The sequence below is a fragment of the Pirellulaceae bacterium genome (genome assembly GCA_029243025.1).
Taxonomy (GTDB): domain Bacteria; phylum Planctomycetota; class Planctomycetia; order Pirellulales; family Pirellulaceae.
In genome coordinates, this window is record JAQWSU010000006.1 from 270,702 (window position 1) to 287,243 (window position 16,542).

The 16,542-nt window shown below is 53.1% G+C and carries 8 protein-coding genes; 4 read left to right on the forward strand and 4 right to left on the reverse strand.

Annotation, left to right across the window (positions count from 1 at the left end; all coding sequences use genetic code 11):
* Window positions 1-263: 263 nt before the first annotated feature.
* Entirely contained in the window at window positions 264-5,603 is a 5,340-nt protein-coding gene (locus P8N76_03135) for a tetratricopeptide repeat protein (GenBank protein ID MDG2380642.1), read from the forward strand.
* A gap of 101 nt (window positions 5,604-5,704) precedes the next feature.
* On the opposite strand, the gene P8N76_03140 is transcribed toward P8N76_03135, so the two are convergent.
* From P8N76_03140 to P8N76_03155, 4 genes are all read right to left on the reverse strand, one after another.
* Window positions 5,705-6,583: a DMT family transporter gene (locus P8N76_03140; protein ID MDG2380643.1), complete on the reverse strand. Its 879-nt coding sequence runs from the start codon at window positions 6,581-6,583 to the stop codon at window positions 5,705-5,707.
* Between the two features lie 80 nt (window positions 6,584-6,663).
* Window positions 6,664-8,124, reverse strand: a complete 1,461-nt coding sequence (locus tag P8N76_03145) for a DUF1501 domain-containing protein (protein MDG2380644.1) — start codon at window positions 8,122-8,124, stop codon at window positions 6,664-6,666.
* 15 nt (window positions 8,125-8,139) lie between these two features.
* Window positions 8,140-11,226 carry a PSD1 and planctomycete cytochrome C domain-containing protein gene (locus P8N76_03150; GenBank protein MDG2380645.1) on the reverse strand — a complete coding sequence of 1,029 codons (3,087 nt, stop codon included), beginning with the start codon at window positions 11,224-11,226 and terminating at the stop codon, window positions 8,140-8,142.
* 252 nt (window positions 11,227-11,478) lie between these two features.
* The gene (locus P8N76_03155; protein ID MDG2380646.1) at window positions 11,479-13,104 is read right to left on the reverse strand and encodes an NAD(P)/FAD-dependent oxidoreductase; all 1,626 of its coding nucleotides are present in this window, start codon (window positions 13,102-13,104) and stop codon (window positions 11,479-11,481) included.
* 571 nt (window positions 13,105-13,675) lie between these two features.
* Between P8N76_03155 and P8N76_03160 the strand changes: the two genes are divergently transcribed.
* Genes P8N76_03160 through P8N76_03170 form a run of 3 tightly spaced genes read left to right on the forward strand, consistent with a single transcriptional unit; the run spans window position 13,676 to window position 16,481 of the window.
* Window positions 13,676-14,248: an EF-hand domain-containing protein gene (locus P8N76_03160; protein ID MDG2380647.1), complete on the forward strand. Its 573-nt coding sequence runs from the start codon at window positions 13,676-13,678 to the stop codon at window positions 14,246-14,248.
* Between the two features lie 56 nt (window positions 14,249-14,304).
* Complete coding sequence (locus P8N76_03165) at window positions 14,305-14,838, forward strand: sigma-70 family RNA polymerase sigma factor (GenBank protein ID MDG2380648.1); 534 nt, start codon at window positions 14,305-14,307, stop codon at window positions 14,836-14,838.
* Complete coding sequence (locus P8N76_03170; GenBank protein ID MDG2380649.1) at window positions 14,835-16,481, forward strand: FecR domain-containing protein; 1,647 nt, start codon at window positions 14,835-14,837, stop codon at window positions 16,479-16,481. Before P8N76_03165 ends, P8N76_03170 begins: the two co-directional genes overlap by 4 nt.
* Window positions 16,482-16,542: the final 61 nt, after the last annotated feature.

Below are 16,542 nucleotides of genomic sequence, written 5' to 3' on the forward strand. Positions count from 1 at the left end.
TTTCGCTCCGGTCAGCCCGATTCGGTACGATTGAAAATCGCCCCAAGGCCCCAAAAAGCGTGTGACGGGCGACGTTACGACCGCTCATTCTGCTAAGCCGGAATGACAGATCTGGCCACATTTTACAAATTTTCCCAAAATAAATGTGATTTTGAGCGGTTCCAATTCATTCCTTCCCCATCGGAAGGTGAAATAATGGTAGCTGCAACGGGAAACGAATTCGTCTTCCGTTCAAATGGCTACACGACAACACTGAGGCATGAATGCACTCCTTACGAGTCAAGATCTTTAACACGACCCTCATCATCGCGTTGAATTGGGTCGTTTTTTTGCCCGCATCAATTGGGCAAGAGCACATCGATGCAGCCGACTTTCGTCAGCAGGCAAATCGGCTCGAGAAAATCGTGCTCCGCCGACCGAGACGAGGCAAGGCTTTCGACCTGTGGATTCAACATTATCAGGATGCCGATCGGCTCGAGGAACTCGTTCAACAGCTGAAGCAGCGGGCCGGGCAGGATCCAGACAACCCTTCTTTGCTTATGACTTGGGGAATGCTCAACCAGCGCACGCAGCAGCGCGAGACGGCTCTTGAACTGTTTCAGCAGGTCTGCCAACTCGAACCGAAAAACTACTATCCGCGCATGTTGCTTGCCGAAGAACTGTTACGACAGCGGAGAGCGAAACAAGCAGCGGATGTACTTTCAACCGCTTTAGAGCTGCGCGTGCCACGACAAGACTACTTACCAATGGCAAAACAATTGGCTTCGGCCTACCGCAGCAGTGGTGAACCGGAGCGAGCTCGCGAGGTTTGGTCACAACTCTCAGACCGATTTTCCAACGACCTTCCCGTCCTCACGGAAATTGCCAGTTACCTTCAGAACGAGGGCGATACCGACACCGCTCTACGTCTCCTAGAATCGATCGGAGAACGTTCTCAAGACCCCTTTCAAAAGTTTTCGACGGCGTTGCAGATTGCACAGTTACTGTTGCGAACAGATCAACCTGAACTCGCCACGCGACGTCTGAAGCCGCTATTAGATCAGGTCACTCTCGACAGCTGGCGCGGCGAAAACGTCCAAAGCCTGCTAGAGAAGGCTTTACTCGCACAAGGTGGAATCGAACAACTTGTCACGTTCTGGTCAAGTCGGTTGAAAGAACATCCGGATGAACTCACCACCATGGTGCGGTTAGCGACTGCGTTATCTCGCGCCGATCGCAACCAGGAGGCGGAAGCGATTTATCAGCAAGCCATCAAGCAAGCGCCTGAACGGCGTGAACTGCATCAAGGCTTGGTGGATTTGCACCTGAGCCAAGGTGCTTTTGCTGCGGCCATTGAACAAACCAAGAATCTGACTGCAGTCGCACCGAAAGACGCAGAAACTTGGTTGCAGTTGGGAAATTTGTATTTGCAGCAAACGAACCTTAGCGACGAAACCAACCCTCTTGCTATTGAAGCTTGGCATCAAATGGCCGCCATCCGTCCAACGGATGCGACGCTCGCCCTGCAGGCTTCCGAAGCCTGTTTGCAGGCGGCAACTCGTCGATCCTCGGATCGCACAGCATCGATGCCAATCCCGGCGACCGTTCGAGCGAAAGAAGCGTTGCTGCTGAACGCGGCCGAACAGTTTCTCCGAGAAGCAATTCGACGGGATCCAAAATCAGCCCGATACCTCGAATATCTATCCGAGTTGCTCTACCGGTTGGAGCGGCGAGAAGAAGCGATTGAAACATGTCTCCAGATGGCCGCTGGTGATGCGCCAGCATCCTGGCACGAAGTCGCCCGCTTAATGGAGCGATTCGGCTATCTCGATGAAGCCGTTAAAGCCTCTCAGCAAGCCGTCCAAGCCGATGATCAAAACCTAGCATTGCGACAACACGCCATCAAATTGCTCTCCCAAACAGGCGCCCATCAACAAGCGATCGACCAGTTGGATCGGTGGACTCAAAACGATTTACGCAGCAACTGGTTGGAGACGGCAATTCAGCTTCGTGTCGAAGTTGTAACCGCAGCCGAAATCATTGAGCAAGAACTGGAACGACTCAGTCAACACGTAAAAACCCATCCCCAGGACAGTTATGCTTTGTGGACGCATGCATTACTGTTATCAGCGACGGGTCAGCCGACGGAAGCCAGCCAATCGATGAGTCGCGCTGTCGAGCACAATCCCGACAATGCCCACTTGATTCGGCAGTATGCCAGCTTGCTGGAAATTGCCAATGACCCGGAGCTTGCCGTCAGACAATATCACCACTTGTTGAAACTGGATCCGTCACGAAAACGCGATGACTACCAGCGAATCGTCGACCTCGAACTTCGCCAGAATCATCTGCCGGCGGCCCAGGAGGCCGCAGCGATGCTCGTGCGAGCCGCTCCCAACGACCCTGAATCCCATCTACTCAAAGCGGCTGTCGCAATGCGACAAGGAGATCTGAAAACCCGATTGTCTGCCTTGAATCGGGCCGTTGAAGTGGCGCCTCGCGACTTGCAAATGAGGCGTCAGTACGCGACGGCACTGCGTGAAAATCGGCAACGAGAAGCCGCCTTGAACGAAGCGTTCTCATGCCTTGAGTTAGCGGAATCGATCACGGAACGCCGTTCCATTCTTTCCTGGATTTTGGATTGGGCGAGAGATCTTAAGGAGCGTAAATGGCTGCTGGACAAAGTTCGACAGACGCAACGAGAACAAGCCAACGACTACAACTCAACTTTGTGTCTGATCCATTTGCTTGACCGCATGAATCAACCCCAAGAGGCACTTCGAGAATTAATCGTCCTACAACGTCAATATCCCCTCGACGCTACGTTGCTACGGGATCTGGTTCGGTTGGCCGACGCGGCTAATCAATCGCAAGTGGCAGTAAAATATCAGGAACAACTCGTACGAGTCGACCAATCACCGATTGCGATGGAACAACTGGCCCGACTCTATCGGCAGAACAACCAACTGGATGCTGCGATTCGTATCTGGGATGACCTGATCACCAACACCACGTCTCCAAACCAAACGATCGCGGTGATCGACCGACTACTCGAACTCAAAGATGTTTTTCAAGCACAACGTTTCGCCGAAGCAGGGTTGGCCCAATTTCCAAATAATTGGCGACTCGCTTATCGGTCGGGACTCCTTCATATCGCCATGTCACAACCGACCGCGGCGCGCAAAAGCATGGCGATCGTCCTAGGAATGCCAGCAACACCAACCGCCACTTCGCAGCAAGCTGTCCGCGAATACCACCTGCTCACCACGGCTGTAAACGCTTTCGGATTATTCCAAACGATCGCCGATCGAATTGAGCAGCATGGCGCAAGACATCCGAAAACGATGCGCAACCTTTTTGCGGCAGAGATCATAAAACCCAACCACCGAGCGTCTCTAATCGACACGCAAATTTTCGCCGCTGTTGCCATGCTGGCGCTCAGCAACGCCGACGATGGACAGACAGACTGGATATCACAAGTAATCACCAACACAAATGCGACCGACCAACAGCTTCAGGTGGCAACGCTTGCAACTTGGGCCGGTTTTCGACCGAAGGCGTGTCGCCAAGCCATGGATCGATTACGACAGACCCTACCGGACAATGCGATACCGAGTTTGATCAACGTGCTCAATCCGCCAACTTGGGATCAAGCGAATGAGATACCAGCCAATGAATTGCAGCACGCTTTTCAGTGGTTGCAAGAAAACGAACGTCGAATGGCGCGGGACATCAAACCTCTGTACGTCGCCAGGCTGTTCTACCATCCAGACGGTGATTCGGTGCAACTGATTACGCGGCAAGCACTCGAAACTGCAAAAACATTCGCCGAAGTCACTGACCTAACCCCCTTAGTTCAAAGCGCGGACAACAAGGATCTGAACCGATTATTTTTCGAAAATGTCGATCGACATTTGCCCCGTGATGCCTCTCGAGTCAAGCAACAACAGGTGTGGGCTGCCATCACGTGCTGCATGACGATTACCGACTGGAATCAGTCAAGCCACGCCAACGTCACACTCGAACTGCTTGAACTGATGCTCTCCACTTCTCGACTGTCGTCGACTCCCCGTTCCCTGAAACCTTCTCCCTCTACAGTCGGTTCTTACTTAACACTCAAACGCCAGCTTTCGCAAGGAATCGACCGTCAACTCAAACAATCCCGCGGTCTAAATCGCTCAAAGGATAGGACCGAACCGCATCAGCACTACCGCATCGCCCAGCAGAAACAACAGCAGATCCTCGAATTGGAAACCTCTGGCGCGTTCCGCATTAACAGTGAGAATTTTTCGTTGTCACCACCGGTGATTGCCACCCAAAACCAACCAAAATGGTTTCCAACACCCACACCGCAACTCGGCCTCGTTCACCTTGGTTTGATTAAGAACATCGCCTTACAAATGCATGCTGCCGAACAACTCCCCCGCCTCATTAACCACCTCAAGCAATCTACTCTTTCCAGTGATATCCAAGATCGCCAAAGCTTTGATTTCGCTCAGATATGCGCGACTTGGTACGCTCAACAGGAGGAGGAGGCCGTCGCCCAACTCACCGAACTGGCCCAGAATCGAACCGACGAAAACGTTTGGCGGTTTTTGCTCGTTCGAGCACACCTCGAGCGTAACGATTTGCCAGTGGCGTTAGCAACTCTGAATTCGATTCCGGAACATGACAAGAGCTGGCAACTTCTGCGCACAGCGATCGCAGCAAACTGGAGTAAGCAAGCACTGCATCGCAACCTGGAGGGCCACACCGGCGCCATCTCTTCAATCGCCTATCATACGGACAATCGACGACTCGCCTCGGCCAGCATCGATCACACCGTCCGAATCTGGGATACGGTTACTGGAGAACTCCAGCACACCCTAACGGATCATGATGATATTGTCCTCGCTGTGGCCTTCTCGCCATCAGGCAATCTACTCGCTTCCGCCGGTTATGACCAACAAATCCGAATTTGGAATGCGAAGACGTTACAACGGTTGGCAACCATGACCGGTCACACGTCCACCATCCGTGCACTTGCGTTCGCTCCAGATGGAGAACAGTTGGCCAGTGCCGGTGATGACAGCCAGATACGCCTTTGGGATCTCAAGACTTTTCGGCAGACCAGCGAACTCACTGGAGATCTCACTTCGATTACGACAATCGCCTATTCGCCCACGGGGCGCAACATCGCTTCCGGTGACCTTGAAGGAAAGATTGTTATTTGGGATCGCCAAACAGCAACTGCTGGCCCAACTCTCAATTCCGATCAAGGCTCCGTCCGATCAATTGTATATACGATCGACGACGAACATTTCATCAGCGGTACGGATGACCGTATGGTCCAACTTTGGACTCGAAGTGCCGACCAATGGTTGGCTCAGGCGATCCCGACTAATGCGGGAGTCCGGGACGTCTCTTTTCATCTACCGACGAAACGGTTGGCGATTGGCTTGCACAACAACTCCGTGGTTGTTTGGAATCCAGAGTCCGCCACGGAACAATTTGTTTTCAAGGGACATGACCGACGAGTGTTAACGGTCTGTTTCGCACCGGACGGCCGCCGAGCAGCTTCGGCCGGCTTTGACGGGACGATCAAGATTTGGAATACCCTTCTGCCGAGCGCAACGTCAGAGTAAGCTCTGGGAACATCGGCGACTTCGCCCAGTGGACCAACAGCTCCCTGCCCCTCGTCGAGCAACTCGAGTCGAATGTTGCGAGCAACAGCGGACGAGATCAGCTACCCGGATTCAGGTGAGGCGTCTGGTTGGGAGCGTGAACGATCAAAACCGAAACGTGAAATCAATCCCACCAAAATCATGCTGCCGCCCAGAAACGTCCACCACGATGGACGCTCGTAGGAAGCATCATGCCGCCAGGCAAGCCAGACCCAAAACGGAACCAGTAACGGCTCCAGCAGAACAATAAAAGAAGCTTGATGACTCGGCATATGCCGCACTCCGCGTGCAAATAATACGTAGGGAAGCCCCATTTGAAAGGCGCCGAAGGCGACTAACCAGGAAGTCTGTCTAACGGACGGAAGCACCCCGACGTAAAGCACGTAAGGCAGTAATATGACGGCGGTAACGAGCAGATTCAGGGAGATTAACCAGGCTGAATCAAGATCTCGCAAAGCGCGAACAGACAACACGACCATTGCATAAAAGAAACCGGACACCAGACCTAACAGTACGCCTTGGAGACCAGAATCGCTCATGGTTGATTGATGACGCACTTCAAAGAAAACGATCAATCCCACACCGAAAAGCACTGCGGCCAACATCCGCCAATCGGCTCGTTGAATCGGCTCACGAAACAATGTTGCGCCGATCAGAAATACCCAGAACGGCGCCGTGTGCTGTAACCAAATCGCATTGGCCGCAGTCGTTTTGGTAATCGCATACATGTAGGTGATACTCATCACCGCGAACAGCAGCGTCGCTGGCACCAACCACCAAGTCCAGGAGGGTCGCCGAACAAAAGGCAGTAAGCACAATCCGGCAAACAACGTGCGCCAAAAAGCCAACAAAGCACCGCGAGTTTCCAAAGGCCATGCAGAAAAAATGGGGGCCTTGGCGAACAGCCCGCTGGTGCTCCACAAGATCGCAGCAGATGCCACCAACCAGCGACTCCGCCACACCAAATCATTTAGTTTTGGTGACTCACACTGATTCGATGGTTGGTTCACAATCGGCGGACTTAGCTCAACAGGTCCATGGCGACGTGTGCTTCTTCAACGCCTGTCAAGCGATGATCAAGTCCACGAAACTTGTACGTGAAGCGGCGGTGATCAATACCCAAACAGTGGAGTATCGTCGCATTAAGGTCACGAATATGAACGGGATTCTCGACAACATTGTAGGAAAATTCATCCGTTTTCCCATACTCGAAACCTGCTTTGATTCCGCCACCGGCCATCCAAATCGTGAAACAACGACCGTGATGGTCTCTGCCAGCTCCCGGGCTACCGATGGCACCTTGGCTGAAAACTGTGCGACCGAACTCACCGCCCCAAATGACCAAAGTTTCGTCCAACAAGCCGCGCTCTTTCAGGTCTGAAACCAGCGCAGCCGAAGCTTGATCGACATCCTGACATTGTTGTGGTAGCTGTCTTTTCAGCGATACATGCTGATCCCAACCACGGTGGAATAGTTGAACAAAACGTACTCCCCGTTCAGCCATTCGTCGCGCCAACAAGCAATTCGCGGCAAAACTTCCCGGTTTCCGCGCTTCCTCCCCGTATTGCTGAAACGTTCGCTCAGATTCATCGCTCAGATCCATCAAGCCCGGCACCGAGGTCTGCATGCGATAGGCCATTTCATAGGCATCAATCCGCGCGTGGATTTCCGGATCACCAACTTCTTCAGCCCGCATCCGATTCATGGCAGCTAAATCATCGAGCAAACGACGACGACTCGCCGGCGTCACGCCATCGGGATTCGCCAAATAAAGCACTGGACTTGCCCCGGGCCTCAATTTGACTCCCTGATGGCTGCTAGGGAGAAAGCCATTTCCCCACAAACGCGAGAACAAAGGTTGGCCCGGATTCTTGCCGGTCCCTTGTGACAACAAGACCATGTAGGCTGGAAAATTCTCATTCTCGTTTCCCAACCCATAGCTCAACCATGAACCTAAACTCGCATGACCAATCTGCTGAGATCCCGTGTTGATAAAGGTAATCGCCGGATCGTGATTGATCGCTTCGGTGTTGACGGATTTCACCATTGCGATCTGATCGGCAATGCGCTGTGTGTAAGGCAACAGATCGCTGATCCAAGTCCCATGCTGCCCGCAACGTTTCATGGATCGCATCGGAGCCACAATGGGATAACTGGACTGGCCGGCCGTCATACCAGTAACTCGTTGCGAGCCTTTCACACTTGCTGGTAACTCAGTACCGTGCAACTCGCTGATCTTTGGCGAATAATCGAACAGATCAACATGCGATGGCCCCCCCGACTGAAACAGATAAATCACGCGTTTCGCCTTGGCAGCGAAGTGAGGTATCTCGTCCTGAGGCACATTGGCCGCCATCGTTGGCGACGACAAGAGCTTTGGCAACAACATCGAACCTAGTGCGATACGGCCCAGCCCGTTGGCTTGGTTTCCCAAAAAAGCACGGCGCGTCACCGCGGCAAGCTGTTGATCAAGCATAGCCATTTTTCATTCCGCCAATTATCCCTTGGTAATCGTCTCGCTTAGGTTCAACAACAGCATCGCCACCGAAGACCAGGCAGCGTGTTCGGCCACCGGCAAATCACCGAAATCCGATTCGCCGATTTGTAAGTAAGCATGGGCAGCGGACGGATTCTCTTGAAACCGATGAAATTCACGTTGAAACGCCTGCTGCACAAGCTTGGCTTCGGCGGGTAATGGCTCACGCGCTACCACGGCCGCAAACGCGAAGCGAATCTTGGCCTCGAGGTCGGAGCCTCCCTGCAAGATAATCTTTTGTCCCAAGGCACGACTGGATTCAACAAATTGAGGATCATTCAGCAGCACCAAAGCTTGCAGCGGTGTGTTGGTCGTGAGTCGCCGCACGGTACAGATTTCACGATTGGGTGCATCAAAACTGATCATCGCGGGTGGCGGGACCGTCCGCTTCCAAAAAGTATACATGCTACGACGATAGAGATCATCGCCGTGATCCTGAACAAACACCTGAGCGGTTGCGGGCGTGCTACCGTAATGGCTGACCTCTTTCCAGAGACCATACGGCTGATATGGCTTCACACTGGGCCCACCGATGCGAGGCACGAGTAGACCACTCACCGCAAGCGCATTATCGCGAACAAACTCAGCCTGGAGCCGAAAGCGGGGCCCCCGAGCCAACCAGCGATTTTCAGGATCTGCGGCAAGCAACCGTTTGGTGACATTCGACGATTGCCGATAAGTCGCGGACATGACCAGCTGTTTCAACAGCGATTTGACGTCCCAACCACTCTCCACGAACTCGACCGCCAACCAGTCGAGCAATTGCGGATGGGTAGGCGGTTCTCCCTGAGACCCGAGATCGGCCGAGGTCTTTACGAGTCCCGTTCCAAACAACATTTGCCAAAGTCGATTCACGGCGACTCGCGACGTTAAGGGATGGTCTGGCTGTGTCAGCCACCGTGCTAAGCCGAGTCGATTTGCGGGCGCGTCGGCTGGCAAAGGCGGTAAACTCGCCGGCGTTCCGGGATCAACTTTTTCAGTCGGTTGATCATACTGCCCCCGATTCAACATAAACGTTTCGCGCGGCTGATTGGCGATATCCATCACCATCACTTCGTGCTCTTCTGTCAGATGCTGCCAACGTTCTTCAAGATTTTGAATTCGGTATCGCACGTTGCGGAAATCTTCACTGACTTCAGCATGATAAGCACGAACCAATTCAGCCATTTGCGGAGATCGTTTGCTCGGGGAAACTTGCAGCGCTTCCCGCACATCCTGCGGAACTTCCGAATCTTGATCGTTTCCGGTCACGGCAAACAGCCGATATTTGCCACCCGTCAATCCGGATCCGGCACCCCAAACCAGCATCACCGTCACGTAGGGAGACTCGGACGCGTGCAGCGGTTTTTCCAGCTGATAGGTGATGTGTTGCGATTCTTGATTGTTCGGGTGGGGCGACCAACCATTCGCATCACGTTCATCTAACGAATCCTCGGCCGGATAGTCGGGATGTGAATTGCTGGCGGTTGCCCGTTTGATTGCGAGCAAGCCATAGAGGTCAACCTGGTCCGCAGCCACTTTGGTCGCGGATGCGGAAAATGCCGTCAGCACCAGGCTGCCATCCATTCCGCGGCCTTTGCCATGCCCGATCCCCTGCTGCGGAAACTTCTCATCCGGGTAAAAAACAAGGCGTAAGCCGGTGATGTTATCCACGTTGATCTTGGCAGAAATCGACGGCGATCGACCTGCCCCATTCGGAAGGAAAACAGTCCCGTCTTCCGCAACATCGTAAGCCGCCGCGCGATTCGGTGAACTCACCTTCCGGACCTCGACCGGATGCAGCTGAAAATCTTGTCCCAGGGTGGCCAATCGGCTTCTTACCGATGATTCCCACTCAGGCTGAGACGTGGACGGCTGCAAAAGTCGTGATCGTAAGTGACTCAATTCCCGTTGCAGTTCTGCGATTTCCGTTTGATTGGCCCCCAAGACTGATTTGGCTTTCAACTTTGGCGTGGCGTTGATCCCACGATCGCCATCCAAGCCTCGATCGCTGAGCGTATTAAAATAGGCGAAAAACCGATAGTAATCACGTTGCGTAATCGGATCGTATTTGTGATCGTGACATTGGGCACAGGCCATCGTCAAACCGAGAAATGCTTCCGACGTCGTCTTCACCCGGTCAGCCACATAGTTGACGAGATTTTCCGCGGGAATCGTGCCGCCTTCATGGGTAATCATGTGATTTCGATTGAAAGCAGTCGCGACACGTTGATCCAACGTTGCTTCCGCCAATAAGTCACCCGCCAGTTGCTGAATGACAAATTGATCAAAGGGCAGATTCTGGTTGTAGGCATTAATCACCCAATCACGCCACAGCCACATCTGGCGTCCACCGTCAATGGAATAGCCGTTCGTGTCCGCGAAACGAGCTTGGTCCAACCACGCCACCGCCATCCGTTCGCCAAAATGAGCTGAATCCAATAATCGATCGACCAGTCGTTCGTAGGCATCAGCGCGGTCATCCCGAAGAAAAACTTCTACGTCGACTGGCTGGGGCGGTAGACCGGTCAAATCAAAATAAAGTCGTCGAATGAGTGTTCGCCGACCGGCCTCGGGGGAAGGTTGACGCCCGAGCGATTCGAGGCGAGACAAGACGAACTGATCGATCTTATTTTTCGACCAAACAGGAGTTGTCGTCGCGGGCGGTTTCGGTCGAATTGGCGATAGGAACGACCAGTGCTCTTGCCAGACGGCGCCCTGTTGAATCCAGCGTTGAATCAGTTCGACCTGTTGTTCAGTAAGCTGCTTGCCACTATCACGCGGTGGCATCTGCTGATCGGGATCACCCGTCGTGATCCGCACGAACAATGCACTCCCATCGACATCATGGGGGTGTACAATCGGCGGATCGCCGGCCAATACACCGTCCTTGACGTCCAACCGCAGATCGGCTTCACGATGATTCTCATCGGGACCATGGCACTGAAAACAATTGTCCGAAAGAATCGGACGAATGTCCCGGTTGAAATCAACATCGGCCTGTCCGACAGCGTTCGCCGTCGCCAACCCGACACACAGAAGCGTGGCACACGCGAGAAAATGATTCATGGCGGAAGGGGTACATAGCAGGGAGCAATTGGACCGGTCACGAGCTGAGCAGGGGCGATCCTCACCGTAGTCAGGAATCGATCCACCGGCTCGCATTGTAACAAGATTGAATAGTCGATGCGAAAAGAAGCGAAGGATTTGCTAATGAAATAGAGAGCGGATCGCAAAGCTTCCGACCGCGTAAATGCAAGCAGATGGAACATGCCTCGACGGTGATTCCACGTTGACAGGCGGACTTCGTCCGATCAGAAGCTAGACATCGCGTAGGACTTGTTCGGCCGCATTCTTTCCGCAGGCACCCATGACGCCTCCCCCCGGATGACTGGCGGCACCGCACAAGTAAAGTCCGCGTATCGGTGTACAGTGGTCGGCCCACCCGGGGATCGGACGGAAACAGAAAAGCTGATTCAGATTCATCGCACCTTGCATGATATTCCCACCCGTCAGTCCAAACGTACGTTCCAGGTCTAACGGACTGAGCACTTGTCGGTGCAAGATCGAATCCGGAACATTCGGCGCGTAGCGAGCCAGCAGATCAACACAACGATCGCCGAACGACTCTTTGATGTCATCCCAACTGCCGTCAGCAAGCTCGTAGGGAGCATACTGCACAAACATAGACATCACGTGTTGCCCATTGGGTGCGAGCGTGGAATCAACACTTGATGGCAACGTAATCTCCAAGATGGGCTCTTCACTCGGCTTGCCATACTTGGCGTCATCATAAGCCCGCTCGATAAACTCCAAGGTAGGCGATATATGAATCGTACCTCGGTGATGGCGTTCGATTGACTGACTCGGTGCACAAGTGAATTGCGGAGGTTCGGAGAGCGCCAAATTCACTTTCGCAGAGGCTGACGAATAGTCGATTCGCGAGATGGCCTCCCGAAATCCTTGCGGCAAATCATCCGGCTTCAAAAAACACTCGAATGTCAGATGAGCATCGACGCTCGATGCCACCACAGGAGCTTCAATGATGCCTCCTCCCTGCAGGGCAACCCCTTGCACCTGCCCCTTGCTGGTCAAGATCGATTCAACCGGCGACTCGCGTAAAATATCCACGCGTAAATCGAGACAGGCTTTTTCGAGCGAGTCGGCCAAGCCCCCCATACCACCCTGGATGTAGCCCCAAACGCCCCGCGCCCCACCCGCTTCACCCATCACATGGTGCAGCAACACGTAAGCCGTACCGGGCGAGGAAATCGAGGCAAACGCTCCAATCACTCCGTCAGTCGCTAAGGTCGATCGCAACACTTCGGCCTCAAACCATTTCTCCAAGAAGGGCCGTGCGGCACCCGTCATCAATTCGATGGCCAAGGGAATATCTTCGCCAAGCTCAACCATCGCGTTGTAGAGTTCCAACATCTTACGCGCATCACCCAGGCGTTTGGCGACTCCAATCTTGCGATACTCAGTCGGCAAAGGTAGTGGGTCGGGCGCCGATTGGCACAAGACAGGATCCAGTTGTTTCGCAACGCGTTCCAGAAAGCTGATGTAATCCGGATACCGTTCGGCGTCACGCGCACTGAACTTGGCAATTTCGCGTTGGCTATCAGCCATGTCAGGCCCCAACGTCAACGATCGGCCATCCAACATGGGAGTGAACGAAGAAGGATCACGGGGCAAGATTTTCAGCCCATATTGCTTCAGGCGAAGATCTCGCATGATCTCTGGTAGAAACAGACTGATCACATAGGCAGCCGTCGATACACGAAATCCGGGCCACAATTCTTCCGTCACGGCACAACCACCCAACACGTGCCGACGCTCCAACACGCAAACGGATTTTCCAGCTTTGGCCAAATAGGCTGCCGTCACGAGACCGTTGTGTCCGCCGCCAATAATCACGCAGTCGTAGGATGCTCGATTTGTGCCCATAGAATTCCGCTTCGATCCGTCTGTAATTAGCAACCGCCTTCATTTCTATCGGTTAAGCAACTCAAACAACTTGCGTAAAGCTGAAGGCAACAGATCTTAGCGGTTGGAGCAATGACAGCTAAAAAGCGTTTCGCCGCGATTCCACAAAAAGCATTGCTAACCCGCCCCTCAGACGCAACAGCTGGGACAGCTTAGGCGGAGCGGAAAATCAGCCGATAGCTTCCAGAACGGTCCGTTCCCGCAGTTAAGAACCGATGGATCGATAAGTTGGAACCACGTGGCCCGATCGTCGGCGTCAAGCTGCAACAGCCGTTCGGGCGGAGACCTTGCCGAACAGATTTCAGTCGCAAAAAACAAGCAATCAGGCTAGGCTGCAGTCGGTTCCGTGGTCCCGGATCCGCTCAAAGACACATTTCGCAAACAACTCATTTCAAACGACTTACGACAACAGACGTTTTTTTTAGCCGGAATTTCAAACATGGCGCGTCTGAATTCGCTCCCCCAAGGTACTTGGAAGCGTTCCGGCAGCAAACTGACTGCCCCTGCTTCACCAACGTCACGGAGAATTCCAATGCCCACCCTGTTTCGCCTAATCACCTCCAGCTTGATCGCCACTTCGATCATGATCGCTTCCGTCCAAGCCGACGACAGCCAACCGTCCGCGGTTGATTCCGGAAAAGCGGCTCAAGAAAAGCCTGCCGAGAAAAAGAAGCGAGCTCCGAAAAATAAAGTCGACGCGAAAAAACAAGCCGAGCGACGGGCTGTCCAAACCAAAAAACGATTCGCGCGTCTCGATCTGGATCAGAGCGGATTTCTCACGATCGAAGAGTTTGTCGTGCTTCCGAAAAAGCTGACCGACGAGGCAAAGATCGAGAAGCGCAAGACAGCGATGAATCGGCAATTCACCCGCCGCGATAAGGACCAGGACGGTAAACTGACCCTCGGTGAAATGAAAGCTGACTTGCCGAAGAAATCCAACAACAAAAAAGCGAAAAACCGCAAGCAAGCCAACAAGAAAGAGCAGGCGAAAAAGAAAGAGCGAGCCAACAAGAAAGAGCGAGCCAACAAGAATGATCAGGCGAAAAAGAAAGCTAAAAAGAAGCAACAAGCCGATGAGAAGGAAAAGGCTGCAGCCGCCAATTAGCGGTCGACTGCGAAAATTTCCCCGGCCCATTTCACCACGATCGGAAGCTGTCGACGATGCCAGAGACCCCGTTGATCAAACGCTTTTTGCAGCATCAAAACGACTTCATGTCGTATTTGATGGCGATCACTCGTGATCTCAGCGCAGCCGAAGAGATTTTCCAGAACGCAGCCATCGTGGTGATGGAACGGTCAGTCGATGACGAACCAATTCGCGATTTCCGAGCTTGGTCGAAGGAAATCGTGCGACGCCAAGCGCTGCGGCATCTGCGCGATGAGAGCAAGAATCAGTGGATGCGATCGTTGGAGCCCCTGTTACTTGATCAAATTACGCGAGTTTTCCTCGAAGACGACTCGAGTGAAATGCACGCCAAACAACAATCGCTGGCTCTGAGACAATGTGTCAGTGAAAGCTCGGAGGTCCATCGAAAGATGCTCGCACTTCGCTATGAGCAACGAGCATCTTTTGCGGACATTGGCCAAGCCATTGACCGATCTGAAATGGCGGTTCAGCGATCTTTATCACGCCTGCGGAAACGTTTGTATGACTGCGTCCAAAGCAAACTTCGATTGGCGGAGCATGGCGGATGACACACCAAGAACTCGAATCGTTAATCCTGGCCTATTTCGAGAAAGACCTCGATCCGCAGGGGCAAATGCGGCTCGCCGAGTTACTCGATGGATCATCGGAGGCACGGGCCATCTTCCAGTCCTACATGCAAATTGAGGGAATCGCATTTGGACTTGGACAGGCCGGTTGTTTGACGGACAACTCAACTCCCTTTCCTTCGGCAGCCAACTCTCCCGTCCCGGCGCTCCCTCCAACCAAACCGATCGAACCCACCCACAAGATCGCACCGAGCCAAAACGGTCGCCGAATGATGGGCCTTGGATTGGGTGGTCTCATCGCCCTGTCCCTGGTGGCTTGGATCGCCATCTACTTGGTGCCGGGTCAACAGTCGCACGAACAGTTAGCGAGTGTGGGTCACATTTCTCGGATTGTGGCCGCCGAATGGATCAGTTCCGCTCCCGACGTTGGCGATGAAGTGTCAATAGGAAGCTTTGAGATCCAAAGCGGACTCGTCGAGTTTGAATTCCACAACGGGGCGATCGTGATTTTAGAAGGGCCGGCCCGTTTTGATATCCACTCTGCCGAGCAGACGTTCCTCCATCATGGTCGTGTTCGCACGATGGTACCTCCTCAGGCTTACGGATTCACGATCGACTCGGCCAACGTCCAAGTGATCGATTTGGGCACTGAATTCGGCATGGAGGTCGATGACAACGGAACGGCCGAGGTGCACGTGTTCGATGGCGAAGTCGAAGTGTTCGATCGCCAAGATATTTCGACAAACTATCGGACGTTGCTCGTGGCAGGCGAAGCGATTCGCCGAGATACTAACGGCTTACAGAGTGAAATCGACGCTGATGTAGATGCCTTTGTCGATCAACTCACATTAGCAAGTCGCGCCGAAGCACACCTCGAAGAGATGAAGGATAAATTGAGTGAAGCCTTGAGCCAACAGAGTCACGTTGCCAAGCAGTTGCGGGAGGCGGAAACAACTGCAAAACGGTCTCCCCAATTACAACGTCTCAAAAAGTCATCTCAAAAGGCCAAACAGCGTTGGAACCTGAGGCAAGACACACCCGAGCTAAAGTCACGGCTTGCTGCAAGAGACGAAGCCAAAGCAAGAGTGGAACAATTGCGACGCAAGTTGATGTTGGACGATCCGACTGGAAAACAGTTGCTAGAAAAACTGAACCAATCAACGGCATCCCTGGCTGAGTCAAAGCAACGCCTAGCCGAAGCCAACAAGAACCGGGAACCGATTCGAAAAAAATTGCATCGAGAATTGCGACACCATCAACACGAACGAAAGCAAGCCCAGTCAGAATTCCGATCGTATCACTCAAAGTTACGAAGTAAGCATCCAGAAATTCGCGAGGTGACTCAAGAATTCAACCAGGCTCGGAAGCAACTTGATAACTATTTGGCACAGCCGACCTACAACGACCTACAAAAAAAGGCCGAACGGAAAAGAAAAGCCTTTTTGGCCAAACAACGACAAGTGCTGCAAGATGATAAGTCAATCAAGCGACTACGAGAGCAACTAAACAACAGACGCCGTCAAGCACGTAGACTGCGGCGTGATATTCAGCAGCTTCAACAAGCAATCGCAACACAACTTGCCATTCAAGTCGACAACGATCTCAATTCAAGCGATATTGAATAAAGCAGGATCGCGTTTTGTCCGTTTCACCAGCAATCCGTTTCACCAGTACTTTAGGATTTGA